Genomic DNA, 26,470 nt, shown 5'->3' on the forward strand with positions numbered 1-26,470 from the left:
CAACCGACGTGACAGCGCCGTTCCGCTGGCTGTCGTACTACAACCGGCACCGTCGGCACTCCGCACTCGGCTACCTCACGCCAGCCGAGTTCGAACAGCAGCTGATCACGTCACCTACGCTGTCACTCGTCGCATGAAACCCGGTGTCTACTCCCGGGGATCAGCTTCACCATCACACCCCACCCCGCGCCGCAAGCACTCCCTGCGAAACGACAGTCGGATGCGCACTCCTGCCGTGCGCCGAGTGCCCCCCTGGCAGCAGTTCGGCGCCACACCCCGCGAACGCGCCTACCGGCAGGCCCTGCCCCCCTCTAGATTCGCTTCCGCAGGCCAAAACCACGCCTGGCTCCCCCTCCGCTGCCACCACAGGCCGTCCGAGGCGAAGCCCGCAGAATTCCACCGCCAGGTGGGCGTGCGTATCGAGTGATTTCGCGGCGACCACTAACGCCTGGCTTGAGGCCGACAGTGAGTCCGAAGTGACGACACGCCCTCTCTGCCGTGCGCCCCCTGACTATCCGTTCCCGGTCGGCGACGCGCACGGTGTCGTCTCACTGGCCTTCACCCGGCAACCGCCCGCATCAGGGGCCCCGCCAAGGTAGCGGGATACCTGCGGACCCGTACGGAAGGAAGAGTCATCGTGCTGAGCCGACCCCGCAGCCTCCTCTTCTATCTCGTCCTCGTCATCACACTGTTCATCATCGCCACCGCGCCGGTTGAATTCGCTCGCACCGTCCTCACCATCTGGCGAGCGATGCAGGCCTTCTTCAATTCCTTGACCGTTCTCATTCAGACTCTTTCAGGTTTTTGACTCGCCCTCCCGCGCCCCGAGGAGTCCCGCATGCGCATCCCCCACCAGACGAAGACGGTGCACCCCCTGTTATGGGCAGGCTTGTTCCTCATCACCGGCTGCGTCGTTTCCCCATCTGCGCCGGGGTCCGCTCCAGTCCCGGGGCCGACGACCCTCGAAGTCCTTGTCAAGCCGCCGACCGGTCTCCCTTCCCCGCACATACGCGAGCCCGACCTCCCTACGGCGCCCGTCACGTCCCCCGCCGCCCACTCCGCTTCCGCCGCCACCGCTCATCCTGTCCCGCCCACCACGACCCTCCACTCCACCACAGCCACACCCCAGCCGCTGCCCACCGCCGCTACCGCGCCACTGCCCTGCCCGACCTTCCCAACCGTGGTGCCCACACCCCCCGCGACACCACCCTCCGCCGACTCCTCCGGGACGCCCCCTCCTTCGTCCGCCGACTGCCGCCTCACTGCACCAGCCTGCCGGCCCTCCGTCATCCGCCCACCTGCGTCTTCGTCCGTCGCGTTCCCTTCCCCGGCAACACCGCAGCACACACCGCGCACCCGCCTCGCGCCGACTCCATAGCCCTCCTTCCCCGGTTCGAGCACCCCGCGACTACGGAAGACCTGCAGACCATGCGAGGGGGTTTCCTATCCGCGCTCTCCGCACGGCGGCGATGCTCTTCATAGTGATGATCTCGACCGTCACCATTCTTGGTCCAGCCGACACGAAGTCCGCACTCCCCCTGGGTATTTACGTGACGACAGTGACCTGGCGGGGAGAACCGCCTGTCGTCAAGGTCGTGCTCACCTACCGATGCGTCGGCATGCTGGGTACTGGCTTCGGAGGGCTTCTTGTTCGAGGAGGATCCGGCCTACGGGGTGCCGGTTTCACCGCCATCTGCGACGGCGAACTCCACACCGTGGCGATGTCCCTCTCCCTGCGCGACAGAGCCGACGCCCAGCAGCGACTCGTCGTGACGGCGGAAGTGGCAAGCGTGAGTACCCGTCCTCTGCTGAGCCACCGTGTGATCGTGGAGACGGCGGTGGGTACGGGTGGACGGCGCCGGAATGAACCGGAATGAAGCCAGCCGGCGTTCGCGGGCGGGAGAACCCGAGCAGCCCTGCTGATGGCCGGCCGCACCGGCCTCTCATGCGTCATCCGCTCGCCTGCCCCGTGATCAGACGGCCTCCCTGCATGACATAGCGGGGGCGGCCGGTGGCGGTGATGTCCTGAAAGGGGTCGCCCTCGACTGCGACCAGGTCAGCGGTCGCGTCCGGAGTGATCGTGCCCAGGTCGGAGCGCTGCAGCAGTTGGGCCGCGGTGCTGGTTGCGGCCCGCAAGGCTCGTAGCGGTGTGTATCCATGGGCGAGCAGGGTCGGGAACTCACGCCAGTTCTCTTCGTGGGGGAACATACCGGCGTCGGTGCCGAAGGCGGTTCTGACACCCGTGCGGGCAGGTCTTTCGAGGCCTTCGCGCAGCCGTTCCGCGTGTTCCCGGTAGCTGTGGCGGGTGGCAGCCGCACCGCTGCCCCAGAAGTCGTCATCGTCAAGCCGGTCGAGGAAGTACGTTTGGGCGTACTGCGTGGGAACCAGGAACGTGCCCGCCTGCTCCAGCACCGCGTACGTCTCCTCGGTGGCCAGGCTGCCGTGTTCCACACTGCGCACCCCCGCGGCGACAGCTCGCAGCACAGCCCGATCGCTGAACACGTGCGCCGCACACGGTAACCCCAGATCGTCCGCCGTTGCGACGATCGTATGCATTTCCACGCGTGAGTAGAGCGTAGCCGTCGGACTGTCCACTGCCGAAGAGAAGCCTCCGCCGCCGGCGAACTTGATCCAGTCCGCCCCTGCCCGGGACTGCTCGCGTACCGCGCGGCGCAGTTCCTCGACGCCATCGGCGAGGGTACCGATCTGCGCGCCGTACCGCTGGGCGATGTCGGGTTCTTTGTCCCCGTGACCGCCGCGGGGGGACAGGATGTTCGGAGCCGCGACGATGCGTGGTCCCTCTATCAGACCGCCCTCCACCGCCTTGCGCAGCGACACGTTGAGGGGGAGGTGGGCGCTTCCCAGGTCCCGGACGGTGGTGAAACCGTTGCGCAGGAGGGTGCGCAGGACGGGCACGGCAGTGAGTGTCTGGTACGCGGATGGCCCGGTCTCCGCGTTTTCGTCGAGGAGGTGGACGTGGCAGTCGATGAACCCCGGTAGAAGCGTGCATCCGGGCATGTACACGATGTCCGCGTCCGGATCAGGGCGCAGGCCCGGCCCGACTGCGGCAATGCGGCCGCCGCGTACGAGAACGGATACGCCGTCGACCGGCCCGTCGCCGACTGCGTCCCACACGCGGTCGGGTCGGAGCAGAAGGTCTCGGCCGGAAGGGGGGTGCATGGACACCTCTGCTGTCTGGGAGGGGCGTGTTCTGCGTGAGGACGTGTGGAGTGGGCAGATGACGCCGTGGTGCGAGGGCCCGTGCAGCGTGCGACCGTCACGGCACTGTGGGCGGGAAGTAGCGGGGGTCGTTCCACACGTCACCAGGGCCGGGGTTACCGGGTTCGGGGTGGGCGCCGAGGTGTCGCAGGACGCCCCAGGCCGCGTTGAGACCCGAGGCGAGAGCGTAGTTGAGCCACCCAGGGGACCACGATGTGTCGTCACCGGCCAGGAACAAGGCGCTCGGCGGCTCGCCCGGTACGGCCGGCGTGCCCCCGAAGTCCTTCATGAAGTGCGCGAACAGGTCTCGCTGATAGTGGTAGTCACCCGGCCACGACCACCGGCTCAGACCCCTGAAGTGCTCCTCGTTCTCCCAGGATACGGTGACCGCCTGGCCCGTCCGGGCCTGAGTGTGCAGTTCATCGGCGATCTCCGGATGGATGTCCGCGAGGTCGCGTACGAGGAGGGCGACTCGCTCTTCCAGGTCGGAGGGAGCGATCTTCATCGCATCCTGGGCCCAGGTGAAGCTCAGATCGCACACGGCGCGGCGGCCGCCTGGCCCTTTGGCGGGCCCGTAGTCGATGGTGTATGCGGCGCGTGGCAGCCGATCGGTCAGGGTGACTCCGTCCATGGATGTCTTCTCCCAGAACGGATGGTGCGTGACGAGTGCGGTCTTGGCGGACTGCCAGTAGTGGAGTCGGCGGATGGCGCGCCAGATGCGGGGTCCGAACGCGGACGTGCCGGCGGTGGTCTGGACCCTGACACTCGTTTCCAGCAGTCGTAGCTGTGGGGTGAAGATGGCAGCGGCGAACCGTTCGCTACGCCCGTCCTCGCTGTGCACCACCACGCCCCGAGTGGCGTCCGGCTCTACGTCCAGCGCGGTCACCGCGGGGCGCAGGGCACCTTCGTTCACCGCTTCCAGACTGCGCGCTCGCCCCTGGGGATCCGTAGTGCCGTGGGTCCAGAACCCTTCGGCGAGCGTGCTGATGCCGTCGGAAGCGTAGAGCATGGTGCTTCCCTCGGTGCAGAGCAGCATGCGCAGGATCTCGGCCATGCTGAGATCGAAGAAGGAGTCCCAGACGGTGGGTCCCAGTCCCGCCGTGCCGAGCAGTCGCGCCTGATGGTGCGACAGGCCCGCTCCTTCGGGGTCACGCAGGAACCGGTAGAACGACCACGGTTCGAAGCGAACGAGTATCTGGTGCCAGCGTCGGCGCAGTTCGGCCAGATCCTGGGCGGCAGCGTCCCGCTGGAGCTGGAAGAAACCAATGCGGGTCAGTGCCTTGCGCCAGCGTGTGTGTGCGTCGCGGAAGTCGTCGTGCAGGTCGTAGAGGTCCTCGATGGCGCGAGCGGGGTACTGCCGGCCATCGATGTCCAGTGTGGTCCGGGGGGTGATTCCGGTGGCGTAATTGTCACGGAACGGCTCGAACCGAACTCCGAACGTGTGCGCGTATTGGTGGAGCAGCCGGGCGGAGTCGGGGAAGCGCAGGCAGCCCAGTTCCACGATGGCGCTGTCGGCCTCGTCCAGGCGTCGGCTGTACATACGGCCGCCCAGTCGCCGTCCGCCCGGCCCGTCCGCGCTCCGCTCGGCCTCGTACACCACGGGCCGGCAACCGGCCCGCAGCAGTTCGTAGGCGGCGGCCAGGCCGCTGCCGCCAGCTCCGATGACGGCTATGCGCGCTCCTTCGATGTGCTCGGGCAGGCGGCCCATACGGCGGCCGCCGGCAACATGGGCGGCGTAATCGAAGGGATAGTCGACTTGGAGGTCTGTGGCGGGTGGGGCCACACCTTTGCTCATCGCTGACTCCATGGTGTGTGGCGGGGTTGCCGGGCTCGTGGACGGGTGCTCTACGACGCGCCTCGCACTCCGCCCCGGTTGCCTGCCGGCCTCGGCGGGCCGTTCACGCTCGAGGTGGTCGCTTCCGCACGCGTCCGCCTGACGTTCGAGGTAGCGAGTTTCGCGGAACTTCGGGGGCTGACGAGCGCTGGAGCCGGGCTTCTGCCGGTTCGGCCCCGGTCCGCCGGCACAGGGGCAGCCGCCTCGCCGGGCGCGTCCGCTGAAGCGGGACGAGGTCGACAGCGATACGAGTTCTTGTCGGCACAAGCGATCCGGGACCACCCGAGCAGGTGTCGACCCGGCGCTGAAGACGCGCCACAGGACGCCTGTCCGCACGGGATCGCCTCGAACCGGACGTCAGATCCGCTCTGCTGGGACGACGGCGCGCTGACGCATGACCTGCGGGTATCTCAGCCGACCGTAGCGACCGCCCGCCACCAGGCGCGATGCGAGGGGTCCACCCGTACCGCGCTCCGAGTGATCCATTCATCGGGTTCATGGTGAGTCCGGGCATACTCGATTACTTCGAGTACCCCGTCGGCCACTTCTGGCGGGTTCTCCCGGTAGGCGTTCATGTAGTCCACGGCCTCTTCAGGCACCTGCTCCGCTTCGCTCAGCACATCGGCGAGAACCGCGCAGCTGTTGCACCAGAGTGTGAAGTCGGTACGCGCGAACAGAGCCGCCTCCGCCGCCCCCGCGTGCAGCCCGATCCAAGCGAGCAACTCGGTGAACTGTCGTACCGGCTCGAGCCGGGGCGCCCGTCGCATGTCGTCGGGCGACATGCCGAGGGCGGGGGCAAGCCCACGCACCATCCGGTGGCGCGCCTCCATCAGCTCATGCGTCAGGAAGGAGAAGAAGCCCCCCGGCACTTCGTGGGGATACCGGGAGAGCAGCAGTCCGTAGGCCGCCAATTCGGCTTCCTGTGACTGGAACTCCGCGAGTGCGAAATTTCGAAGGTGCTTGTCCCCGATCATGCCCTCGCGGGCGAGGGAGAGGAACTCGTTGGCGCTGAGATGGTCGGGTATGTTGATGCCGACCTTGTCGATGAACTCGGTGGCAGGCAAGGAAAGACCCCTTTCGCTCTTTGAGGGCGAGTCGAGGGCCGTCACCGTGATGCCTCTCCGACTCCCCTTCGGTCGCACGGGAACTGCGGGAAGTACCCACGGAACACACTATAGGGACGTGCGTTCGATGATCTGCTGAGGCGCGTGCGTCACTGTCGTCCCCCGTCGGCGGAGATGTGCGGCCACTGCCACGTGACCTGGCCGGATATGGATTTCCAGTGCTGCTTGATCCTGAAAGGGGCAGGTTTTTCACGCGGCCCAAAGCGGCCGGTCCAAGGGAGGCGACTCTGCCCCCCGCGCGTACAGCCACATCACGCAGCAGTTCTTTTCCCACCAGCCTCAATGCGGAGAACCGCATTGAGCCTTTTTGTCACCGGATGCTGCCCACCCCGGCTGCCCACGTCAGAAAAGGATATTGATGTTGAGGGGCTGAGACCGCGCCTTCGACGATGCGGTCGGGCTCACGCGATCTCCGGCAGCTGCCTGGAGCGCATGTGAAGTGAGCCCTGCGACTGCTGTGTTCGTCATCGGAGAAGACACCGCAGAGGCGCGTACGGCCTGTCGGCAGGCGCATCCGTGGCCCATCGGAAGGCCCTCGCTTGCGCAGGGGGCGAGGGACGCACAACAGGGGGCGGGGCGGGCCGTGAACGCACCCACACAACCAGTGCCTCTCGCACATGTCTGTCTCATGTCGGGTGTCGCACACTGATCACGACGGGGCGGGGGAGTTCACGTGCTGTACGCGCATACCTGCTGCTGAGCCGCCGTGGGCGGGGACCTGTCGAGGGATGCGGACCAGCAGGCCCCTGTTCGCCCCCTGCACCTGTGGGCAGCGCCTTCTCCCAGGTGATCGCGAGCCACGCGAGTCGGCCCGCGAGGGGACAGGCACCCGGAACGGACATACCTTCTGGAGGCGGCTTCGGTCACTGACGAGCCGAGCCATTCGGCACGACATCCGAACTGGAGGATCGCTATGCGCAGCACCATGCCGGGCACCCCGCTCACCATCGCCCGTGTCCTGCGGTACGGCTCCACGGTCCACGGAACCTCCACGGCGTCCGTGTGGAGCGGAGAGGGGTTCGACCGCAGGAGCTACGCGGAGGTCGGTGAGCGCGCCGCCCGTCTCGCCCACGCGTTCAGGGACCGGCTCGGGGTGCGGGTCAGCACCGGGCCGGCGAGCCGGCAGAGTGTCATCGGCACCTTCATGTGGAACAACACCCGCCACCTGGAACTGTTTCTCGCGGTGCCCGCCATGGGCTCGGTCCTGCACACGCTCAATCCCCGCATGGGGGCACAGCAGTTGGCCTACACCACCGAGGACGCCGGTGATGAGGTCATCATCGTGGATGCCGGCCTGAGTGAGGCTTTGGCTCCCGTGCTTCGCCACCTGTCCCGTGGTGTCGTACGGCATATCGTCGTCGCCGGGCCCGGTGACCACGAGGCGCTGGCCGAGTTCACCGGTGAGGTACACGATTACGAGGGACTGATCTCGGGCCTTCCGCTCGACTACCCCTGGCAGGAGCAGCTCGACGAACACACGGCCGCGGCGGTCTGTTGCACGTCCGGTACCACCGGTGCCCCGAAAGGGGTGGTCTACAGCCACCGGTCGATGTACCTGCACTGCTTGCAGGTGGTGGCGCCGAGCCACTACGACATCAGCCAGCGGGAAATTCTCTTTCCCGTCGCGCCGATGTTTCACGTGAACGGCTGGAGCGTTCCCCATGCCGCGTTCTTCACCGGCGCTGATCTGCTGCTGGCCGAGCGGTACTCCCAGGCTTCTTCGCTCGCTCGCATGATAGAGCTGGTCCGGCCGACGTTCAGCGCCGCCGTGCCGACGGTCTGGGCTTCCCTTCTGGAGGAACTGGACGCGCATAAATGCGACATCGGAAGTCTGCGCCGGGTGTTCGTGGGCGGATACGCCTGCCCGCCCGCCCTGATGGCCGCCTACCGGGACCGGCACTCGATCGAGTTCCTGCACGGGTGGGGAATGACCGAGACTTTGGGGGCGGTGACCGCGGCCTTGCCTCCTGGCGGGGTGGACGCCGGCGCGGAGTGGGCCTACCGCGTCAGTCAGGGGCGGTTTCCGACATCGGTCCAGTACCGGCTCGTCGATTCGGACGGCGCCGCCGTGCCCCACGATGGTGTGTCGCTGGGTGAGCTGCAGCTGCGCGGTCCCGATGGCACCGTCGCCTACCACGGAGGCGTGGACGCTCCTCTGCTGCGGCCGGCGGAAAGCTTCACCCCCGACGGCTGGCTGAGGACCGGTGATGTCGGCAAGGTGTCCGCGGACGGATTCCTCTCACTTACCGACCGGGTCAAGGACGTCATCAAGTCCGGTGGTGAGCTCATCTCCAGCGTGCACCTGGAGAACACGCTCATGGAGCACCCCGCCGTATCCGAAGCGGTGGTGGTGGCGGTGCCCGACGAACGCTGGGGCGAGCGGCCCCTGGCCGCCGTGTCGCTGCGCCGGGGTGGAGGCGCCGGCCTGGAGGAACTGCGTGATTTCCTGACCCGGCATATCGACGCGTGGATGATGCCCGAACGCTGGACGATCGTGGGGGCCGTACCGAAGACCGCGGTGGGCAAGCTCGACAAGCGCCTCGTGCAGGACCAGTACCGGCAGGGCCGGCTCGAGGTGGTGCAGCTGGGCAGGCGTCCGGGGAGCCCACCCGCCGCACGGCCCGAAGACGCCGGCAGGTGAGGTGGGGACCCTGTCCGCACCGCCCATCGCGGTGGCCTCTCAACAGTGGCGCACCTCAGCGGGACATCGCGGCTTCCACGATCGCCATGGCCCACTCGCGGTCGTCGCCGAGTCCCTCGTGCGCCGATACCGCCTGCCCGATCCGTCCCCACAGCCCCGTCTCCGACCACGCGGCGAAGCGACGGTGCGCAGTCGCCGGGGAGACGGCGAACGAAGACGGCAGACGGCGCCAGGCGCACCGGCTGGTCAGCACGAACACCACTGCGGTGAAAACGGCACGGCTGTCCAGCGGCCCGGTTCCGCCACCCTGTCTGCACGGCGTGAACGGGGGAACCAACGGGGTGACCAGTTCCCACAACCGGTCGGTCACCAAGCGTCGTGACAATGCCTCTTCCATGTCCGACATGATGGCCTTCGGCCGGCACCGCACAACCGCGCGGTACCGCCTCATGTGGTGTCGACGGTGTCCCGGCGGCAGTGCCGTGAGCGGTCGTCCCCGGGGGCGTCGGCACCGCACCGGCGGCACGTAGCATCTCCCATCTCTGGGCACGAGGGTGGACGCGGGGCAGCGGAACACCGCGGACGGCCCGGAGGAACGCCGCGCATCCACGCCATGCGACAGAATCAGGGCCTCCGCGCGTCACTCCCGACGGAACGTCTCCCCAGGCCCTCGCGCACCATGGACTCCGGGTGACCAGCGCCAGCTGAGACGCCCTCCACCGGAGTCTTTCGGGGCTCTCCCCGACATGTGCGCACCTGGTTGCACCCCTCGCGGGCAGGTGCACGAGGCGAGTGCCTTTTCACACCTCCGATGCCGCCCCGTACGCCTGCCGACGAGAGCCGACGGGCGTTTACGGTGGCACCACCCCGTGAATGCCGCGTCTCACACGGTGCCGACAGCCACCGGCTCATCCGTCGGCCGTATCGCGGGACCGCTCCGGTTCCAAGCCCGTCAAGGCCCTCTACCGCCCCATGTCCCGGCGCTCGACGCGGCCGGCTGCCAAAAGGAAGGTACGCATGAAACCGCGCTCGTCCCCACCCGGTAAGACGGTCATCGACTACCTGCTGGACCGCTTGAACAGCCTGGGGGTGGATCACCTCTTCGGTGTAGCCGGCGACTACAATCTCCCCGTTCTCGACCATGTGCTCGCCCACCCCGAGGTGAAGTGGATCGGGACCGCGAGCGAACTCGGCGCCGCCTACGCGGCCGACGGGTACGGCCGCACCCGGGGGTTCGGAGCAGTCCTCACCACATTCGGTGTGGGAGAACTGAGCGCGATCAACGGGATAGCCGGCAGCTACGCCGAGCGTGTCCCGCTCCTGCACATCGTCGTCGGGCCGACACAGGCCAGCGAGCACGCCGGCTTGGTGGTGCACCACAGTATGGGAGACGCTGACTTCGACCGGTTCGCCCGCGCGCACCGGCAGGTGGTCTGTGCCGATGCCGTCCTGCAGCCCGGCAACGCCGTCAGCGAGATCGACCGGATCCTGACCACCTGCCTGCGCGAGAGCCGCCCCGGCTACCTCCGGGTACCTCGCGACGTCGCGCTGGCCGCCGCCCCGTCATATCGGCCGCCTGCCCTTCCCCGTGGATGGGCCGTCGACCACGACAGCCTCGAAGCCTTCCGCCGTGCGGCCGGAACCCGGCTCGCCGCCGCAGACACGGTCGTGGTCCTGGCGGACTTCCTCGTCGACCGTTTCAAAGCCCGAGCCGAACTGGCCGACTTGCTGCAAGCGGGAGCCCTGCCCCACGCCGTCCTGGCTGCCGGCAAGACGGTCGTCGACGAGAGCTCCGCCGGCTTTCTCGGCCTGTACGCGGGAGCCATGAGCGCGAAAAGGGTGCGCACGGCCGTCGACAAGGCCGATCTGCTGATCCGCGCCGGGGTGCTGCTCGCCGACATGTCCACCGGCAAGTTCACGCATCGCTTCGACCCCGACGCGGGCATTGACCTCGGGCCCACCACCGCGAGGGTGGACGGCGTCACCTTCCCGAACGTACCGCTGGCTGCCGCACTGGCCGTACTGGCAGACCTGGTCAGGGGGTCCGCGGCAGCTCAGGACCCCGCCACCCGCACCGGACCGCGCCAACCAGCCCGTTCGGCGCGCTCCGCGGCCACCGCCTCTCAGAACGCGCTCGCTCACAGGCGGCGGCTGTGCCGTTCCATGCGGCCCCTCACCCAGTCCTACCTGTGGGAAGCAGTGGGAAGCGCCGTCCGCCCCGGCCACACCGTCGTCGCCGACGACGGTACCTCCCTCCTCGGTATCGCTGACCAGCGCTTCCCCCGCGGTGCCCGGTTCATCGCACAACCCATGTGGGCCTCCATCGGCTACAGTCTGCCCGCGCTCCTGGGGGCACAATTGGCCGATCCCTCCCGGCGAGGGGTTCTGATCATCGGTGACGGAGCCGCACAGCTGACCGTGCAGGAACTGGGCACCATCGACCGCCACCGCCTCAGGCCGATCGTGATCCTCGTGAACAACCATGGCTACACGATCGAACGGATCACTCACGGCCTGCGCGCCGAGTACAACGACATCGCTCATTGGCGCTGGACCAGGATGCCGTCCGCCCTGGGCGTTTCCCACCCGCTCGTCATGAGGGTCCGTTCGCAGGCCGCGTTGGACCGTGCGCTCGTCCGCGCCACGGCCACCACTCACCGCCTCGTCCTGATCGAAGCGTTCACCAGTCGATTCGACGTGCCTCCGGCGCTCAAACGCATGGCTCTCAACAGGCCGGACAAGGCCCGGTGGGTAGCCTGACGACGGCGGGCAGTCCACGGCCGAGCGGGCCGGCCGTGCACGCATCCGCCCCCTGCCCGCACAGTGGTGCGAGGCTGCGGGCGGTACAGCGGCGGCGGGTCGTCGGGCCACGCTTGACCGGTGTCCCTCGGGGCGGTGCCGGCGAGCAAGTCCAGCCCGGCCGTGCACCCTCCGAGGACCACCATGGTCAATCCGGGACGGATGAGCGCAGGTCGCGCGCCGCCTCAGGAAGCCCCAGTGCTTCCAGCCTGCCGCAGAAGTCTTCGAGTCGGCTGGTGCACTGGGCGGAGCGCAGTCCGCTCAGCACCTCCACGGCCCGCGCCGCGGTATCGCAGCTTCGCTCCGTCTCCCCCAACTGCAGTTCCACTGACGCCAGGAGCAGCAGCCTGAGAGCGCGGCGCCGCGGCCGCGCCGGCGAGGTTCCCTGCAGCGCTTCCCGCGCCCAGCGGACGGCCGTTTCGACTTGACCCAGCTCCTGGTAGCAGTGCGCCAGTTCCTCTGCCAGGTAGGACCGGTCGGCATGGGCGGCCCAGTGCGGGCCCCCGCGCTCGTCGGGGGCTCCCTCTTCCAGCGCCTCAAGCGCCTGGCCTGCTGCCTTCTCACAGGCACGCGCGTTTCCCAGAAGTGCGTGACCGCGGGCCTCGGCAGCGTGATGGACCACGTGCGAGGCCGGAGTGGTCCGTCGCCGCGTTCCCTCCCCCGCTACTCTTGCCAGCTTCACCGTCTCACTCGGATTGCCGAGCAGCAGGGCGACGCGGCCCATCCCCGACGCCAGCACGTAGCCCCCGAAATCGCGGTCGTCCGCCGCCTGTGCCAGGCGCAGTGCCTGTATGTAGTAGCGCTGGGCGAGCCCGAGCCGGCCGGTGTCGACGCTCATGTATGCGGTGAGTTCCGTCAGCTGTGCGGCGGCGCCCATCAGAAGGCGTCCGGTGCGCTCGTGGTACGGGCCCGCGAGCAGCTCTGAGACGACGCTGTCCAGGTAACGCACGGCGAGGGGACGTATGTGGCCACTGCCGAAGCGGTGATCGAGGTCGGCCTGGGAGGCAATGGTCGCGCGCACCGCCGTGACGTCAGCCAGGCCGACCGCCGCAGGACCCTCGACCGCGACACTGGGATCGGGCTCGGCGATCAGCCAGTCACGGCTGGCTTGGACGAGTTCGGAGGCGGCCAGCCGCTCCCTGGCCGTGGGGCCGCTGCGTTTGGTGTCACTGCGCCACAGCACGCGCGACTGTTGGAGGGCGCCCACGACAGTCGGCTCGAACCGCAGCCCCGCGGCGGAGTCAAGGCCCGACCCCGCACTCATGCCCAGCTCCTCGACGGTCACCGTACGACCCAGCTTGCGCTCCAGGGCCTCGGCGATGATGGCGGGGGCGCGACCCCGCGGCTGCTGGCCCCGAAGCCACCGCGCCACCGACGTCTTGTCGTAGCGCAGATCGAGTCCGTGCTCAGCACCACAGGTGTTGACTCGGCGGGCGAGCCCCGTACTGGAACACCCCGCCTCTTCCATCACGGCCCGCAGCCGTTCGTTGGCTCGGCGGTCGGCATGGGGTGGCATAGCCATACTGCACGTCTCCTTCGCAGTCAGTGTGGCGGGAAACCTGGCCCTGCTGCCGGTATCAGGGGTCTCCCGGCCGTTCCGGACGCATACGGGTGGAGCCGGAACAGTGGGCGGGCGAGTACGAGGAGGTTCGGAACACTCCCACGCTCCGCGGAAACCGGAAAGCCATCCGGTTTCGGTTCCCCCCGTGACAAGGGGAAGCTCTTCGCGAGCAGCCGGGAGGGAGATCTGCCGTGCACCGAGGAGGCCGCCTTCCGGAGCCCTGACGATCACGCCGTGCCAGAGACATGACCTGTCCTTTCAGGTTTGGGCGCACTGGATCCGCGGCCACCGGGAAAGCCCTGCTCGCCTGATGGCGCCTGAGACCGTAGAGGGTCCGACGGGAGAGCCGTGGAGGCGCAGCGCTATACCGCCGCGTCCTTGTCCTCTGGTTCTCTCAGCTGTCGGTCGGTCGACGGCGACAAACACACTGGCAATCGAATGTTCTGCCAGAACAAGTGGACGCCTGCCTCCAGTTCGAGGGCAACCCCGCGCCGGGGGCGCACAGGAGGATGCCAACGCCCTTCGGCGCACGTGCCAGGGACGTAGTCCCTGTGGATGTGCAGTCGAGGCGCACGCCCCCGCACGCCCCCGCACGGCACCGAGAGGGGCGTGCGGGGGCGTGCGCTTCTACGAAGTGACGATTCTGCACACTGGATGACAGTGGGGACACAGGGCAGCCGACGCGGCCGTTCCCTCGACTTGGCACCCCACGCGCACATGGTGCGGGCAGGCACACCGTCCCGTTCGGCATCCGGCGCATGGCGTATTTCCGGGCCCTGGCTCCCTTCGTCATGGGTTTCGGAAGACGCCGCGAGACCGTGCGGGCACCACTCGTCCGTCTCGGCGTGCCGTCCCGGGACGGGAGGGGCCGGCACGGCAAGGCATGCGGCGGGCAAGCCATGCGGTGGTACGAGAAGCCCGCCGCGGTGGCGGTCCTGGGCGGACAGCCCCCGCCCCCGGCCGGTTCCCAGGTGTGTGCATCCGGCATGACGTTTGCGGGCGGTGGCCCGGTGTGCCCCGCCCCGCGGGGTGGGGCGGGGCACACCCGGCGCGGACTCCGCAGTGTCCGCTCGACCCTGTCCGTACGAACACCGAGGCACGAGCGGGCGCGCGCCCCGGGGAGGGGCCGTACCCGGGTCCGGTGTTCGTCACCCATCGCCGGACCGATGTCCTTCGCTGTCCTGGCTCACCCGACGGTGTGTGTACTGCCGGAGCCCTTTCCGAGTCGGACGACCTCGAGCCGGCCGCTTGCGTACTGCCCTTGGATGGTGCGCTTGTCGTGCTTGCCCACCGCGTTCCTCGGGATCGTCGACATGACCGTCCAGCGTTCCGGAATCGTCCAGGTTTCGACGTACTGAGCCAGGAAGTCGCGGAGTTCCTCCGGTCCGGCGCCGCTGCCTTGGCGCAGTGACACCACGGCCAGGGGGCGCTCGCCCCAGCGGTCATCGGGCACTGCCACGACGGCGGCCTCGGTCACCGCGGGGTGTTCCATCAGGTTGGCTTCCAACTCTATGGTGGAGATGAATTCCCCTCCGGACTTGATGAGATCCTTGGCCCGGTCGGTGAGCGTGAGATACCCGTCGGGCGAAATCCGGCCTATGTCACCAGTCTTGAACCAGCCGTCCGGGGTGAAGTTCTGCACCGCTTGTACCGGAGGTGCGCCGGTACCGCCGTGGTAGGCGTTGGTCACGCAGGGGCCGCGCACCTGCAGTTCACCAGTGGCCGTGCCGTCGTTCGGCACGACGGTCCCGTTCTCATCGACGAGGCGGAACCGCACTGATGCGGGGAACTGTCCCTGGCTGGTGCGGTAGGCCCATTCCGTCCGGCCTTCCGCGCCCGCGGGCGGCAACGCCGTGCTGACCAGTGAGGAGGCTTCGGTCATGCCCCAGGCGTGCAGGAGTTCGATGGAGTGCCGGTCCTGGTAGGCGGAGATCAGGGCGGGCGGACACGCGGTTCCGCCTACCAGCCCTCGGCGCAGGCTGGCGGTGTCGTAGGAGTGCGCGTCCAGTTCCTCCAGAAGACCGGCCCAGACGGTGGGCACGGCGGCAGCGAAGGTCGGCCGTCCCTGCTGGATCATGCGGGCGAGCGGTGCGGCCTTGGAGAACCGGTCGGCCAGCAGAAGACCGGCGCCGGTGAAGAACGCGGCGTGAGGGATGCTCCAGGCGTTCACGTGGAACATCGGGGTGACGGGGAAGAGCACTTCGCGCGCGGTGAGGTCGTACTGGCTGGGGGCCGCCACCTGAAGACAGTGCAGGTAGATCGACCGGTGGCTGTAGACCACCCCCTTGGGGTTCCCGGTCGTGCCGGAGGTGTAGCACATGGCCGCGGCGGTGCGTTCGTCGAGATGTTCCTCCCAGGGGTAGTCGGTGGGCTGGTCGGCGATCAGCTCCTCGTAGTCGTGCACCTCACCGGTGAAACCGGCCAGCGCCTCGCGCCCGCCCGGTCCGGCGACGACGATGTGGCGCACCCTCCCGGACAGTCGGGGCAGGAGGGGGGCCAGGGTCGCGGCCAGGCCCGCGTCCACCACGATGACCTCGTCTCCGGCGTGCTCGATGATGTAGGACAGCTGTTGAGGAGCCATCCGCACATTGAGGGTGTGCAGGACGGCCCCCATCGCGGGAACCGCGAGGAACAGTTCCAGATGGCGAGCGTTGTTCCACATGAAGGTGCCGACGACACTCTGCTCGCTCTGTGGCCGGCTGCCGGAGCGCACGTGCAACCGGTCGCGGAGCGCATGCGCCAGGCGGTCGGCACGTTCCCCCACCTGCGCGTAAGTCCTGCTCTCGAATCGCTCGCCGTTCCAGGTGGCCACGGTGGAGGCGCCCTGGACCGTGGAGCCGTACCGCAGGATGCGGGCGACGGTCAACGGGTCGTCAGACATGGTGCTGTACATGGCATTTCTCCTCGGTGAGTTTGCCCTGGGGAAGCTCCGGGGCTGTAGAGCCCGCAACAACCCATCTGGATCAAGGCCCTCCCCTGCGTAGGGGTGCCGCGGCGTCCGGCCTGGGTCACCGCGGGTGCTACAGTCCCGCCTTCGCCTGCGGGCCCCCTGCGGTGGCGATGAGCTGTTCGGCGATACGGTCGGCGGCGGCCCCCGGCAGGATGTTCTCCGCCTCGGCCCGCTTGAGGATCGTCAGCGTGGTGTCGAAGATCTTCTCCACCTTGGCCACGATCTGACCCGGTGTGGCCCAGCGCAGTTCACCGGCGGCCTGGATCACTCCGCCGGCGTTGACGACGTAGTCGGGGAGATACAGGATGCCCCGGTCGGCCAGCAACTGTTCGATGCCGGGATGAGCCAGCTGGTTGTTGGCTGCACCGCATACGATTTCGGCGGTCAGCAGCGGAACGACGGCTTCGTTGAGCGCGCCGCCCAGTGCGCACGGGGCGTAGATGTCCATGCCCTTGTACTGGATCAGGGTTTCGGAGTCCTCCACGATGGTGATGCGCGGGAACTTGTCCGTCACGCGACGAATTGCTTCCGCCTGGACATCGGTGACGATCACGTGGGCGCCCTCTTGGAAGAGGCGTTCCACCAAGAGCCGGCCCACCTTGCCCACTCCCGCGATTCCGACCGTCCGCTCTTGCAGGGAGGGTGTGCCCCAGCGGTGGAGGGCAGCCGCCCGCATTCCTTGGAGCACGCTGAGGGCTGTGCAGATCGACGGGTCGCCTCCACCTCCGTTCACTGACGAACGGGTCGCGGTCCACCGGCACGTGCGTGCGATCACGTCCATATCCGCCGTCTCGGTGCCGACATCGCACGCGGTCACATACCGACCCTCCAAGGTGGACACGAACTTGCCGTAAGCCATCAGCAACTCCTCGGACTTGATATGCCCGGGATCTCCCATAATGACGGCCTTACCACCCCCGAAGGGGAGACTGGCCATGGCGTTCTTGTACGACATTCCGCGCGAGAGCCTCAGGACATCCGTGAGAGCCTGCTCGTCGTTGGCGTACGGGTAGAAGCGCGTGCCGCCCAGAGCTGGACCGAGGGTGGTGGAGTGGATGGCCACCATGGCTCGTAAGTCCGAGCAAGGGTCCTGGAACAGCACGACTTGCTCGTGCTCACGTGCGGAGTACGTGTTGGGCACGCCGAGGAGCGCCTTGAGGTCGAAGGTACGCATCGGTGTTCTCCTCCGGGAAGTCGATTGTCCTGCGCTGTGCCACGCGGTGTCGGCATGGGTGCGGGTGGGGCTTGTCGCGGACGACGTCCGCTGGAGCATGCTGTTTCAGTACGGGTTCCTCTGCCGGCGGGCGCCTCCTTTGCCGGGTACTGGGTGATAACGGCGCAGCAGGCCGGAGCGGATGCCAGCGGCGCCCTGGTCGGAAGGTGCCGTGCGGAGCGAGGCGCCCGCCTTGTTGCGGGCGGCGGGCAGGACGTAGTTCCCGGGCGCGAAGGTGCCGGCCGGGTACCGCTCGCTGCCTGGCGCGCGGCCGGGAAGTCGCGGGCCCGAACGTGGGCCCAGCCACTGTGACCATGCCGTCCACCAGGACTCGTGCTGGGGGAGGGCGTGGGCCAGCCAGTCCCGGGGCCGCGGGGGAAGTGTGTCCGAACCGGCTTGATGGTCGGCCTTGGGCCGGGGTGGGCTGATGATGCCTCCCACATGTCCTGAGGACACCAGACGGAAGGTCACATCACCCCCGAGCAGGCGAGCACTTCTGTACACCGTTTCCCAGGGAATGATGTGGTCGCGGGAAGCGGCTACCACGAACGCGTCCTGGGTGACGGAGGACAGGTCAATGGTCCTGTTCCCGATCCGTACACGACCGTGGGCCAGACTGTTTTCCGCCGTGATGCGCAGGGTCTGCTCGAAGAGGGTAGGAGGCACGTCTATTCCATCCTCGCTCCAGGCCCAAATGTCGAACGGCTGTGGTCGTTCCCCCAGTAACCAGCCCGAGATGAGCGGTTGCCAGACGTTCTCCCTCGGCCGTAGCAAGTCGAAGAGAAGACTGATCCTTTTGCCGTCGACGAGCCCCCGCCTGTTCGTAAGCAGCCGGATCAGTAGTCGGAGCTCCGAGTCCGATGAGTGCTCTTGGCCCTCAGGGCCTGCGTAGTCCAGAGCGGACATCAGCAGGGTCAGCGACGCCACCCCTGTCTCACCGCTTGCCGCCAGCCAGGCGGCAGCGGATGCCGCGAACATCCCTCCGGCGCACACCCCTACGAGATGGGCCTGCGGCGCTCCGGTGATCTCCCGCACGATCTCCAGGGCGCGCAGCGGAACCTGTGACAGATACTCGTCCAGGCCGAGGCCTGCTTGATCGGGTGCCGGGTCGCGCAGGCTGATGGCGAAGGCGGTGAAGCCCTGACGGACCGCCCACTCGACGAGAGAACGGCCGGGGGCGAGGTCGTATATGTAGAACTTGTTCACCCAGGCCGGGATGAACAGGAGCGGTACCTGATACACCTCGGAGGTCTGGGGTTCGTACTGGATCAGCTCGATCAGATCGTTTCGGTACACGACCCGGCCAGGAGTGGCAGCCAGATCCTCGCCCAGTCGATAGGCCCCGGGCCTCATCTTGGCCGGGCGCCCCCGGCGGCGTGCCACATCGTGCAGGAAGTTGCCCGACCCGCGGACCAGGCTCACGCCCCGGGTGGCCGCGGCACGGCGTAGCGCGGCGGGATTGCCCGGCAGGAAATTGTCCGGGGCCACGGCTTCGGTGATGTTCTGGGCGAGGAACTGCACCTGCTGCCGGCGCCGCGTCGGCAGGTAGGGTGCTTCGGCAGCGGCCAGGACCAGTTGTCGCCACGTCAGGTAGTACTGCAGAAGACGCCGGTAGTCCCGGTCGGACCTCCAGGCCGGATCGCTGAAACGCCGGTCGTCGGCTTCCGGGCTCCAGTCGGTCTCCGAAAGGCGGCTGCGCAGCCGCCTTGGACGAGCGCGCCTGAATATCTTCACGCGCCGTTTCCCGGAGACGGGGCCCTCGTCGTTGTCGTCGTAGGCATAGGGTTCACTGCCGCACGGACTCATCGAAGTATCTCCTTGTCCGGTCGCAGTCGCGCCGGCACTCGCTGTCGTGATCCGTTCCGGATTCGCCCCTCGGGGAGGAGGTGGCGTTGCAGGCGGCGGGCCGGAGATCCGGTCTTTTCCCATTGCCTGAGAAAGCAATGTAGGGGCGTGTCGGATCTGTCGGCAGGCGCATCTGTGGCCCGTGGAAGAGCTCGCCGCCGAAGCGGGGCAATCGATGCACGGCACGGCGCGGGGCAGATCCGGATCGCGCCCGCACCACCAGTGCGCCCAGCAGATGAGTGTCCCGTGCGAGGTGGCGCAAGAGGTCAGGACCGGAAAGGTGCCGCCCGCTCACGTTCTCGCCGGGGATCCGCGAGAGCCCGACGATCCGGTCCGCCGGGGAAGGCCGGCCTGGCGGATCGCTCTGCGCAGCACCACGCCGGGCACCGCGGTGTCCGCTCGGCGCGTGCGCGTGCGCGTGTGAATACCGAACACGAGTAGGCGCGCACCCCACGGAACAGGGCCACTCCCGGATTCATTCCGTACGCCTGCCCGGCGTCAGCAGGTTCGCATTACAGTGCCGTTGACCGGATTACCCGGCCGCCGGAAAAGGGCACCGAGATGTCCTGCCGCCCTCGCGCATTCGGTCGGCCCAGCGGCAGATCGCCCACTCAGGCCCGACGCCGAGCAGATGGCCATTGTTCTCTCCGGCGGCCCGACAGCAGACCATACGGAGACTTGCTGCGGTTTCACCCACATGGCATCAGACGGGAGACGTGATGAACGAAAACACCACCGTACAAGGGGGTGTAGTGAGGGAACGCTGGATCGACGTGGGAGGCACATCGACGCGCTATCTCGAAGCAGGGCGCGGCGACCCCGTGCTTCTGATACACGGTGAAGGCGGCGTCTCCGAACAGTGGGACGGAATCCTACGAGGACTTGCCGACAGCCATCGGACCATCGCGGTGGATCTGCCGGGATACGGCTACAGCCGACCGATCACCGATGCCGGTCCCGCGGCAATGGCCTGGTTCACATGGGAATTCGCCCGAGCGGTCGGTGCGGAGCGCCCCGCGGTCATAGGGCACTCCTTCGGCGGTGCCGTAGCCGTTCACATGGCCCTGCAGCGGCCGGCGCAGGTGTCGTCTCTGGTGCTGGTCAGCTCTGCCGGGATGGGGCGCGCGATCAATCCGGCGATGGTGCTGCTGGCCGTCACTCCCCTGGGCGACCTGACGAAGCGGCTGTTCCCCTCTCTCCCCCACGGCCCTCGGATACTCGTGGCGGGGGCGGCCCTCGCAGGGGCCTGCCGTCCCTGGCGCATCCCATCCCCTTGGTGGTCCAGTCAGGCCCGAGCCGTCTCCTCGCGCGAGGCTCTGCCCACTACGCTGCGCTCGCAGCGTCTCGCCGTGGGGCCGTTGGGTCAGAAAAAGCTGCTCACCAAGCAGTTGCCGCAGTTGTCCATGCCCACACTGGTGGCCTGGGGCATCCACGACACCATGGTGCCGTTCTGGCAGGCGATCGCCGCCCGACGCCGTCTGTCCCACGGGCAGTTGAAGCTGGTCCCGTGCAGCGGGCACTTGATGCCGCTGGAAGCCGCCGGCGCACTGCTGAAAGCCCTCCGCCCGTTCCTCGCCGACCCGGGCCGCGGCACGGTGTCGATGGACGGAGGGCAGCCACGGTGAGCGCCGGAGCCGACGTGATCGTGGTGGGAGCCGGCCTGGCCGGCCTGGTTGCCACCTATGAGCTGACCCGCGCCGGACATCGCGTGCTGATCGTCGATCAGGAGAACGAGGCCAACCTCGGCGGGCAGGCGTTCTGGGCGGAAGGCAGCCTGTTCCTGGTCGACAGCCCCGAGCAGCGGCGGCTGGGCATCAAGGACTCCCACGAGCTGGCACTGGCCGACTGGCTGGCCTCGGCCGGACACGACCGCGTCGACGAAGACCGGTGGGCGCGCCAGTGGGCCGAGGCGTATGTGGAGTTCGCCGCCGGGGACAAACGTGACTACCTGCACCGGCTCGGACTGCGGCTGTTGCCCCTGGTCGGCTGGATCGAGAGGGGTGTGGGAACCGCGACCGGCCACGGCAACTCGGTCCCCCGGCTCCACTACACCTGGGGAAGCGGACCGGAGGTCGTGCGGACCTTCCGCAAGCCCGTGCTTGCCGCCGCACGACGCGGGCTGGTGACCTTCAAGCACCGGCACCGGGTCGACGAGCTTGTCGTCGAGGGCGGAACGGCGGTCGGCGTGCGCGGCGCGTTGCTCGAGCCCTCGCAGACGCCCCGTGGTGTGCCCTCCTCCCGGAAGGAGGTGGGGGTGTTCGAGCTGCGTGCCCAGGCGGTGCTTATCGCCTCCGGCGGCATGGGCGCCAACCATGGTCTTGTACGGGCCCATTGGCCGGCCGACCGTATCGGTCCGGCTCCGGTGTCGATGCTCACCGGAGTTCCGGCGCACGTCGACGGACGCATGCTGCACATCACCGAACGCGCAGGCGGTTCAGTGGTCAACCTCGACCGCATGTGGTTCTACAACGAGGGTATGAAGAACTGGGCCCCCGTATGGCCCGGCCACGGGGTACGACTCCTGCCCGGCCCGTCACCTCTGTGGCTGGACGCCACCGGGCGGCGGCTGCCCCCTCCCCTGTTCCCCAGCCACGCGTCCTTGGCGACATTGCGGCACCTCAGGTCGACAGGTCACGACCACTCGTGGTTCATCATGACCCAGACGATCGTGGACAAGGAGTTCGCTTTGTCGGGCTCCGACCAGAACCCCGACCTCACCGGCAAGAACTGTGTGCTCCTGCTCCAGCGGCTGAAGAAAAGCACCATGGCGCCAGTGCGCGCGTTCCTCGACCACGGCGAGGACATCGTGATACGCCGGACCCTGCGCGAACTGGTGGAGGGTATGAACGCCCTCACGCCCGAAGCGCCTCTCGACTACGCGCGCGTGGCGCAGGAAGTGGCAGCCCGCGACCGGCAGGTCATCAACGGCTACAGCAAGGACGCGCAACTGATGGCCCTGCGCAACGCGCGGGCGTACCTGCCGGAGAAAGCCCTGCGGATCGCCGCTCCGCACCGCTTGCTCGACCCCGAACACGGCCCGCTGGTCGCCGTGCGCCTGCGCCTGCTCACCCGCAAGACCCTGGGAGGGGTGCAGACCACCCTCGATGGGAGGGTGGTCCGACCGGACGGGACAACTCTGGATGGCCTGTACGCCGCAGGCGAAGCGGCCGGCTTCGGCGGAGGAGGACTGCACGGATACAACGCGCTGGAAGGCACCTTCCTCGGCGGCTGTGTCTTCTCCGGCCGGGTCGCGGGCCGGGCGCTCGCCCGCGACCTGGGGTGAACCCGGCGACCTGCCCGAGTGCAGGCCCGACCGCACGGCCGGGCCACGGAGGGGCGGTCGCGAAGGTGATACCGAGGCGTTCAACGCACTTCTCCGGACGCACGCACACACAGGCGGAAACACCACCTCGGGGGTGGGCCACCCGGCACGACGGCGGGTGCGCGACGCCCCTGACGGCCCGGCCCGGACCAGTTCTCGCCCGGGCCGAATCCGAAGTCCCAGTCACGCGAGGAGGAGTGGTCATGTCGGTTGCCCATACCTACACGGCAGGGCAGAACCTGGTGACGCACCTGTTCCCAGGTGTGAGCGTCCAGCTCGTACACGGCGAAAGACTGACCGAGATGATCTGGGCGTTCCAGGCGAACGCCCAGGTCCCGGAGCACACCCACGAGGCCGAGCAGATCGTGCACTGTATCGAAGGAACCTTCGAAGTCCGCGTGGCCGACGAGATCGTGGTCCTCCAGGCCGGCGACACCGTGGTCATCCCCAGCCAAGTGCCGCACACCGCAAGGGCATTGACGGCCGCGCGGGGAATCGACGTCTTCCATCCCGTCCGAGAGGACTACAGATTTTAACCGCCGTCCTCACCCCGGCCCCACCATGGGCCTCTCCCGCCCCCCGTTCCCTTCATTGAAGGAGGAATGCGCCGTGAACACACCGACCGTGACGAGCGTTCACACTCTCGGCCCGGCAGGCACCAACTGCGAGTCCGCCGCGCACCACTGGCTTCTGCACCGCCGAGGTGGCGGGGGCGAGGTGGTGCTCCATGACAGTCTCGAGAAGGCTGTGGACGCCATGCTCGCCGACCCTCGGGAAAGCGCTTTGGTGGGGTGCATCGTCTACCCCCGGTTGCACGAGATCGTCTTCCGGAACATGAGCGACATGACCCTGAGCGAGTGCTTCGTGCTGCCCACCCACCCGATGGTCCTGGCCGCCCGAAGCGCAACGAGTGCGGTGCGCACCGTGGCGAGCCATCCGGCACCGGTCAACCTCCTCGACGGCGTGGACATCACGATCGTCCCGTCCGCGAGCAACTCACAGGCGGCGCTGACGTGCGCGCGTAGCGAGACGGACGCGTGCATCACGACGGATGTGGCGGCCCGGGCCAACCAGCTGGCGGTCCTGCGCGACTTCGGCCCTGTGGCCATGGGCTTCTCCGTACACGTTCCCCGGCAGGGCCGCGGGCAGCGCCGGGGGCCGACGTGAGCGGCGCACCTCACCCGGTGGACAGCACGGCGACCCACGACGTACGGCGACGCGTGGCGGACGGTGGACTGTCCACCTGCGCGATCTCCGACGTCCTCGACGGCCTGGGAGAGCCGAACCGCGTACTGGATACCCGGCTGCGGCGGCTCGCCGGCGGCCTCGGCATGGTCGTGGGCACCGCCCTGACCGTGAGCTGGGTGACCGTTCGCAAGGGCGAGCGCATCACCGCGCCCTCACCCAGCACCTGGGCGGAGGTGCGCGACTTCCTGTTACCCGGCGTCACCGAAGCACCCGGGCAGGTGTATGTCGCCGGCGCTGGTGACCTGATCACTCATGCCGCCCTGGCCGGCGGTCTTTCCTTGAGCTACCTCGGCGGGCAGCTCGGCTTCGCCGGGCTGGTCCTGGGCGGAGCCATCCGGGATCGCGCGGTGGTCGAGAGTTCGGGCGTCCCCGTCGTCGCGACGAACTTCACACCCGTCGACACCCAAGGTGCCTTTCGCGTGCACGCGGTCGGAGAGAGCTGTCTCATCAGGGATGTCGTCGTCCGCACCGGAGACTGGATCTTCTCCGACGGAGACGGCACGGTGGCTGTTCCGGCACGACTGGTCGAAGAAGTGCTCTCACGCGCCACGGAAGTCGACCGCCGTGAGCGGAAAGCCCTGGCCGCCCTGCGCGCTGGACGGCGCCTGCCCGAGCTGATCGACGAGACGGGTCACATCTGAGCCCTAGCTGTACTGACCCGTGACGCCAGGAGACTCATCTGAGGGCTGCCTGGATCGACTCCTTGACTTCCGCGCCGGCGGGAGCAAGTCACTTTCCGGCATCCCGGCATGCGCGCTCGACAACTGCAGGTCGGCAAGCCTCTGGCCTCGCGCGAGCGGGGGTGACTCTCAGCGGGTGCTCTCGGCCTCCCGTACTGGCACTTTCCTCGCGTCAGCGGGGGTGACTCATCCGCATGTGTCTACCGGGTGTCGCCTACAGTCCACCTATGCGACAGCGGTCTCGCCCGGAGTGCGGCTGGAGCGGCCCGACATGCGGCGTGACACGTGCGACGCTGGAGGCTGGGCACCGCGGAGGTCGGTGCCGGGGCCGGGTGGGTGCCCCGTTGGGGCGGGACGGCATGGAGACTGTGGTCTGTGAAGTTTCATGCGTGCCCTCCCGGGCCGCTTGCGAATATCGGATTCCCCCGGCAGAGACCTTGCGGAGGCCATCGATGACCAATCGGGGCCCTGGAGCACGCGGGTGTGCGCTTGTGCGAAATCCTTCGGGCGCCTGCCGTTGGCCGATGAGGTCGGCTCCGCCGAGGGACGATCCGATCAGCGGATATTTCAGGCCGTACGAACCGGCTGGTCACCGGCCGATGCTGGATCGGCTTCATGGGCTTCTGCATCCGAAAGATCTCGGTGACGGGTCTCGGTGGCGCAGCCGAGGGCGACGACGGTGAGCAGGGCGGCTGCCATTACGTAGAGGACGATGGGTGTGGCGCTGTCGTATTCGGCGAGCAGGGCGGTGGCGATGAGCGGGGCCGGGGCGCCGGCGGCCACGGAGGAGAACTGGGCTCCGATCGATGCTCCGGAGTAGCGCATGCGGGTGGCGAACATTTCGGAGAAGAACGCCGCCTGTGGGGCGTACATCGCGCCGTGGAAGAGCAGGGCCACGGTGACGGCTGTGACTATTGCCCCGAAGGACTGCCGGTCGACCAGGGCGAAGAAGGGGTAGATCCAGATCCCCATGCCGAGGGCGCCGACGAGGTAGACGGGACGGCGTCCGATCTTGTCGGAGAGGGCGCCCCACAGGGGGATGGTCACGAAGTGGACGGCGGATGCGGTCAGGACGGCGTTGAGTGCGGCCTGTTTGCTCGTGTCGGCGTGCTCGGTCGCGTAGACGAGGATGAATGCGGTGACGACGTAGTAGGAGATGTTCTCCGCCATGCGGGTGCCCATGGCGATGAGGACGTCGCGCCAGTGGTCGCGCAGGACGGCGAGTACGGGCGGCTTCTCGCTGGCGGCTTGTTCGGTCTTGCGGCGTTCGGCTGCTGCGAGGGCGGCTTTGAACACGGGCGATTCATCGACGGAGAGCCGGATCCACAGACCGACGAGCACCAACGCGCCGGAGAGCAGGAACGGCACCCGCCAGCCCCAGGAGTCGAACGCTGCTTCCGACAGTGTTGCCGTCAGCGTGGCGAGGACGCCTGTGGCCAGCAACTGCCCCGCCGGCGCTCCGGTTTGCGGCCACGAGGCCCAGAAGCCGCGCCGTTTGGCGTCTCCGTGCTCCGCCACCAGCAGCACCGCGCCGCCCCACTCGCCACCCAGGGCGAAACCCTGGACCAGGCGCAACACGGTGAGCAGGACGGGAGCGGCCGAGCCGATGGTGGCATGGGTGGGGAGCAGGCCGATCAGGAAGGTCGCGCCGCCCATCATCAGCAGGCTGTAGACGAGTAGCTTCTTGCGTCCCAGCCGGTCGCCGTAGTGTCCGAAGACGAGGGCGCCGATGGGGCGGGCCGCGAAGCCGACCGCGTAGGTCAGGAAGGACAGGAGCGTGCCGACCAGGGGGTCGGAGTCGGGGAAGAACAGTTTGTTGAACACCAGTGCGGCGGCGGCGCCGTAGAGGAAGAAGTCGTACCACTCGATGGTGGTGCCGATGAGGCTGGCGGCCACGATCTTCTTCAGGCTGCTGGGGGCCTGGGGTTGTGCTGGGGGCGGCGACATGTGCGAGTACCACTTCCGTGACGGTGGCTGAGTTGGTGCGGTCCTGCACCAGAGTGGGATCCCCGGCCCGCAATCCGTTATGTGCGG

General features: G+C 68.2%; 18 protein-coding genes and 1 pseudogene. 10 read left to right on the plus strand and 9 right to left on the minus strand.

What is annotated here, in order from left to right; all coding sequences use genetic code 11:
- Nucleotides 1-20: 20 nt before the first annotated feature.
- The 3 genes and pseudogenes from ACWDZ4_RS12645 to ACWDZ4_RS12655 form a co-directional block, all read left to right on the plus strand.
- Nucleotides 21-137: pseudogene (locus ACWDZ4_RS12645) on the plus strand (integrase core domain-containing protein); the annotation flags it as partial.
- 500 nt (nucleotides 138-637) lie between these two features.
- Nucleotides 638-808: a hypothetical protein gene (locus ACWDZ4_RS12650; protein WP_451508389.1), complete on the plus strand. Its 171-nt coding sequence runs from the start codon at nucleotides 638-640 to the stop codon at nucleotides 806-808.
- A 676-nt stretch (nucleotides 809-1,484) separates the two neighbouring features.
- Nucleotides 1,485-1,877, plus strand: a complete 393-nt coding sequence (locus ACWDZ4_RS12655; RefSeq protein ID WP_451508390.1) for a hypothetical protein — start codon at nucleotides 1,485-1,487, stop codon at nucleotides 1,875-1,877.
- Nucleotides 1,878-1,950: 73 nt separating this feature from the next.
- On the opposite strand, the gene ACWDZ4_RS12660 is transcribed toward ACWDZ4_RS12655, so the two are convergent.
- The 3 genes from ACWDZ4_RS12660 to ACWDZ4_RS12670 form a co-directional block, all read right to left on the minus strand.
- Nucleotides 1,951-3,135, minus strand: coding sequence for an amidohydrolase family protein (locus tag ACWDZ4_RS12660; RefSeq protein ID WP_451508391.1), 1,185 nt, complete (start codon nucleotides 3,133-3,135; stop codon nucleotides 1,951-1,953).
- A gap of 142 nt (nucleotides 3,136-3,277) precedes the next feature.
- Nucleotides 3,278-5,014: a flavin monoamine oxidase family protein gene (locus ACWDZ4_RS12665; RefSeq protein ID WP_451508392.1), complete on the minus strand. Its 1,737-nt coding sequence runs from the start codon at nucleotides 5,012-5,014 to the stop codon at nucleotides 3,278-3,280.
- 449 nt (nucleotides 5,015-5,463) lie between these two features.
- Entirely contained in the window at nucleotides 5,464-6,117 is a 654-nt protein-coding gene (locus ACWDZ4_RS12670; protein ID WP_451508393.1) for a hypothetical protein, read from the minus strand.
- 985 nt (nucleotides 6,118-7,102) lie between these two features.
- Between ACWDZ4_RS12670 and ACWDZ4_RS12675 the strand changes: the two genes are divergently transcribed.
- The gene (locus ACWDZ4_RS12675) at nucleotides 7,103-8,818 is read left to right on the plus strand and encodes a long-chain-fatty-acid--CoA ligase (RefSeq protein WP_451508504.1); all 1,716 of its coding nucleotides are present in this window, start codon (nucleotides 7,103-7,105) and stop codon (nucleotides 8,816-8,818) included.
- A 55-nt stretch (nucleotides 8,819-8,873) separates the two neighbouring features.
- Here ACWDZ4_RS12675 and ACWDZ4_RS12680 read toward each other — a convergent pair whose 3' ends face one another.
- A complete protein-coding gene (locus ACWDZ4_RS12680) occupies nucleotides 8,874-9,224 on the minus strand; it encodes a transposase (RefSeq protein ID WP_451508394.1) in 351 nt (116 codons plus the stop codon).
- 611 nt (nucleotides 9,225-9,835) lie between these two features.
- On the opposite strand from ACWDZ4_RS12680, the gene ACWDZ4_RS12685 reads away from it, so the two are divergent.
- Nucleotides 9,836-11,578, plus strand: a complete 1,743-nt coding sequence (locus tag ACWDZ4_RS12685; RefSeq protein ID WP_451508395.1) for an alpha-keto acid decarboxylase family protein — start codon at nucleotides 9,836-9,838, stop codon at nucleotides 11,576-11,578.
- 187 nt (nucleotides 11,579-11,765) lie between these two features.
- On the opposite strand, the gene ACWDZ4_RS12690 is transcribed toward ACWDZ4_RS12685, so the two are convergent.
- The 4 genes from ACWDZ4_RS12690 to ACWDZ4_RS12705 all read right to left on the minus strand — a co-directional run bounded on the left by ACWDZ4_RS12690 (nucleotide 11,766) and on the right by ACWDZ4_RS12705 (nucleotide 19,147).
- A complete protein-coding gene (locus ACWDZ4_RS12690) occupies nucleotides 11,766-13,139 on the minus strand; it encodes a transcriptional regulator (protein WP_451508396.1) in 1,374 nt (457 codons plus the stop codon).
- 1,225 nt (nucleotides 13,140-14,364) lie between these two features.
- Nucleotides 14,365-16,071 (minus strand): long-chain-fatty-acid--CoA ligase, encoded by a 1,707-nt coding sequence (locus tag ACWDZ4_RS12695; RefSeq protein ID WP_451508397.1) that lies wholly within the window; start codon nucleotides 16,069-16,071, stop codon nucleotides 14,365-14,367.
- 127 nt (nucleotides 16,072-16,198) lie between these two features.
- The gene (locus ACWDZ4_RS12700; RefSeq protein ID WP_451508398.1) at nucleotides 16,199-17,302 is read right to left on the minus strand and encodes a Leu/Phe/Val dehydrogenase; all 1,104 of its coding nucleotides are present in this window, start codon (nucleotides 17,300-17,302) and stop codon (nucleotides 16,199-16,201) included.
- A 105-nt stretch (nucleotides 17,303-17,407) separates the two neighbouring features.
- On the minus strand, nucleotides 17,408-19,147 hold the full coding sequence (locus tag ACWDZ4_RS12705) for a PHA/PHB synthase family protein (RefSeq protein ID WP_451508399.1): 1,740 nt from the start codon (nucleotides 19,145-19,147) through the stop codon (nucleotides 17,408-17,410).
- Between the two features lie 758 nt (nucleotides 19,148-19,905).
- On the opposite strand from ACWDZ4_RS12705, the gene ACWDZ4_RS12710 reads away from it, so the two are divergent.
- The 5 genes from ACWDZ4_RS12710 to ACWDZ4_RS12730 all read left to right on the plus strand — a co-directional run bounded on the left by ACWDZ4_RS12710 (nucleotide 19,906) and on the right by ACWDZ4_RS12730 (nucleotide 24,397).
- Nucleotides 19,906-20,811: an alpha/beta fold hydrolase gene (locus ACWDZ4_RS12710; RefSeq protein ID WP_451508400.1), complete on the plus strand. Its 906-nt coding sequence runs from the start codon at nucleotides 19,906-19,908 to the stop codon at nucleotides 20,809-20,811.
- Nucleotides 20,808-22,469 (plus strand): FAD-binding dehydrogenase, encoded by a 1,662-nt coding sequence (locus ACWDZ4_RS12715; RefSeq protein ID WP_451508401.1) that lies wholly within the window; start codon nucleotides 20,808-20,810, stop codon nucleotides 22,467-22,469. The genes ACWDZ4_RS12710 and ACWDZ4_RS12715 overlap by 4 nt, the downstream gene beginning before the upstream one ends.
- Before the next feature lie 242 nt (nucleotides 22,470-22,711).
- The gene (locus ACWDZ4_RS12720) at nucleotides 22,712-23,044 is read left to right on the plus strand and encodes a cupin domain-containing protein (protein WP_451508402.1); all 333 of its coding nucleotides are present in this window, start codon (nucleotides 22,712-22,714) and stop codon (nucleotides 23,042-23,044) included.
- 73 nt (nucleotides 23,045-23,117) lie between these two features.
- Nucleotides 23,118-23,675 (plus strand): prephenate dehydratase domain-containing protein, encoded by a 558-nt coding sequence (locus ACWDZ4_RS12725; protein ID WP_451508403.1) that lies wholly within the window; start codon nucleotides 23,118-23,120, stop codon nucleotides 23,673-23,675.
- Nucleotides 23,672-24,397 (plus strand): RraA family protein, encoded by a 726-nt coding sequence (locus ACWDZ4_RS12730; RefSeq protein WP_451508404.1) that lies wholly within the window; start codon nucleotides 23,672-23,674, stop codon nucleotides 24,395-24,397. The genes ACWDZ4_RS12725 and ACWDZ4_RS12730 overlap by 4 nt, the downstream gene beginning before the upstream one ends.
- A 606-nt stretch (nucleotides 24,398-25,003) precedes the next feature.
- On the opposite strand, the gene ACWDZ4_RS12735 is transcribed toward ACWDZ4_RS12730, so the two are convergent.
- Entirely contained in the window at nucleotides 25,004-26,383 is a 1,380-nt protein-coding gene (locus ACWDZ4_RS12735; protein ID WP_451508405.1) for an MFS transporter, read from the minus strand.
- Between the last annotated feature and the right edge of the window lie 87 nt (nucleotides 26,384-26,470).

It is taken from the genome of Streptomyces sp. NPDC003016, assembly GCF_053591455.1.

What these genes read in the sequence shown, in the direction of transcription:
- ACWDZ4_RS12695 (WP_451508397.1), bottom strand. Translation starts at nt 16,071, where the DNA reads ATGTACAGCACCATGTCTGACGACCCGTTGACCGTCGCCCGCATCCTG.
- ACWDZ4_RS12720 (WP_451508402.1), top strand. Translation starts at nt 22,712, where the DNA reads ATGTCGGTTGCCCATACCTACACGGCAGGGCAGAACCTGGTGACGCAC.
- ACWDZ4_RS12680 (WP_451508394.1), bottom strand. Translation starts at nt 9,224, where the DNA reads ATGTCGGACATGGAAGAGGCATTGTCACGACGCTTGGTGACCGACCGG.
- ACWDZ4_RS12710 (WP_451508400.1), top strand. Translation starts at nt 19,906, where the DNA reads ATGAACGAAAACACCACCGTACAAGGGGGTGTAGTGAGGGAACGCTGG.
- ACWDZ4_RS12685 (WP_451508395.1), top strand. Translation starts at nt 9,836, where the DNA reads ATGAAACCGCGCTCGTCCCCACCCGGTAAGACGGTCATCGACTACCTG.
- ACWDZ4_RS12675 (WP_451508504.1), top strand. Translation starts at nt 7,103, where the DNA reads ATGCCGGGCACCCCGCTCACCATCGCCCGTGTCCTGCGGTACGGCTCC.
- ACWDZ4_RS12655 (WP_451508390.1), top strand. Translation starts at nt 1,485, where the DNA reads ATGATCTCGACCGTCACCATTCTTGGTCCAGCCGACACGAAGTCCGCA.
- ACWDZ4_RS12665 (WP_451508392.1), bottom strand. Translation starts at nt 5,014, where the DNA reads ATGAGCAAAGGTGTGGCCCCACCCGCCACAGACCTCCAAGTCGACTAT.
- ACWDZ4_RS12700 (WP_451508398.1), bottom strand. Translation starts at nt 17,302, where the DNA reads ATGCGTACCTTCGACCTCAAGGCGCTCCTCGGCGTGCCCAACACGTAC.
- ACWDZ4_RS12705 (WP_451508399.1), bottom strand. Translation starts at nt 19,147, where the DNA reads ATGAGTCCGTGCGGCAGTGAACCCTATGCCTACGACGACAACGACGAG.
- ACWDZ4_RS12735 (WP_451508405.1), bottom strand. Translation starts at nt 26,383, where the DNA reads ATGTCGCCGCCCCCAGCACAACCCCAGGCCCCCAGCAGCCTGAAGAAG.
- ACWDZ4_RS12690 (WP_451508396.1), bottom strand. Translation starts at nt 13,139, where the DNA reads ATGGCTATGCCACCCCATGCCGACCGCCGAGCCAACGAACGGCTGCGG.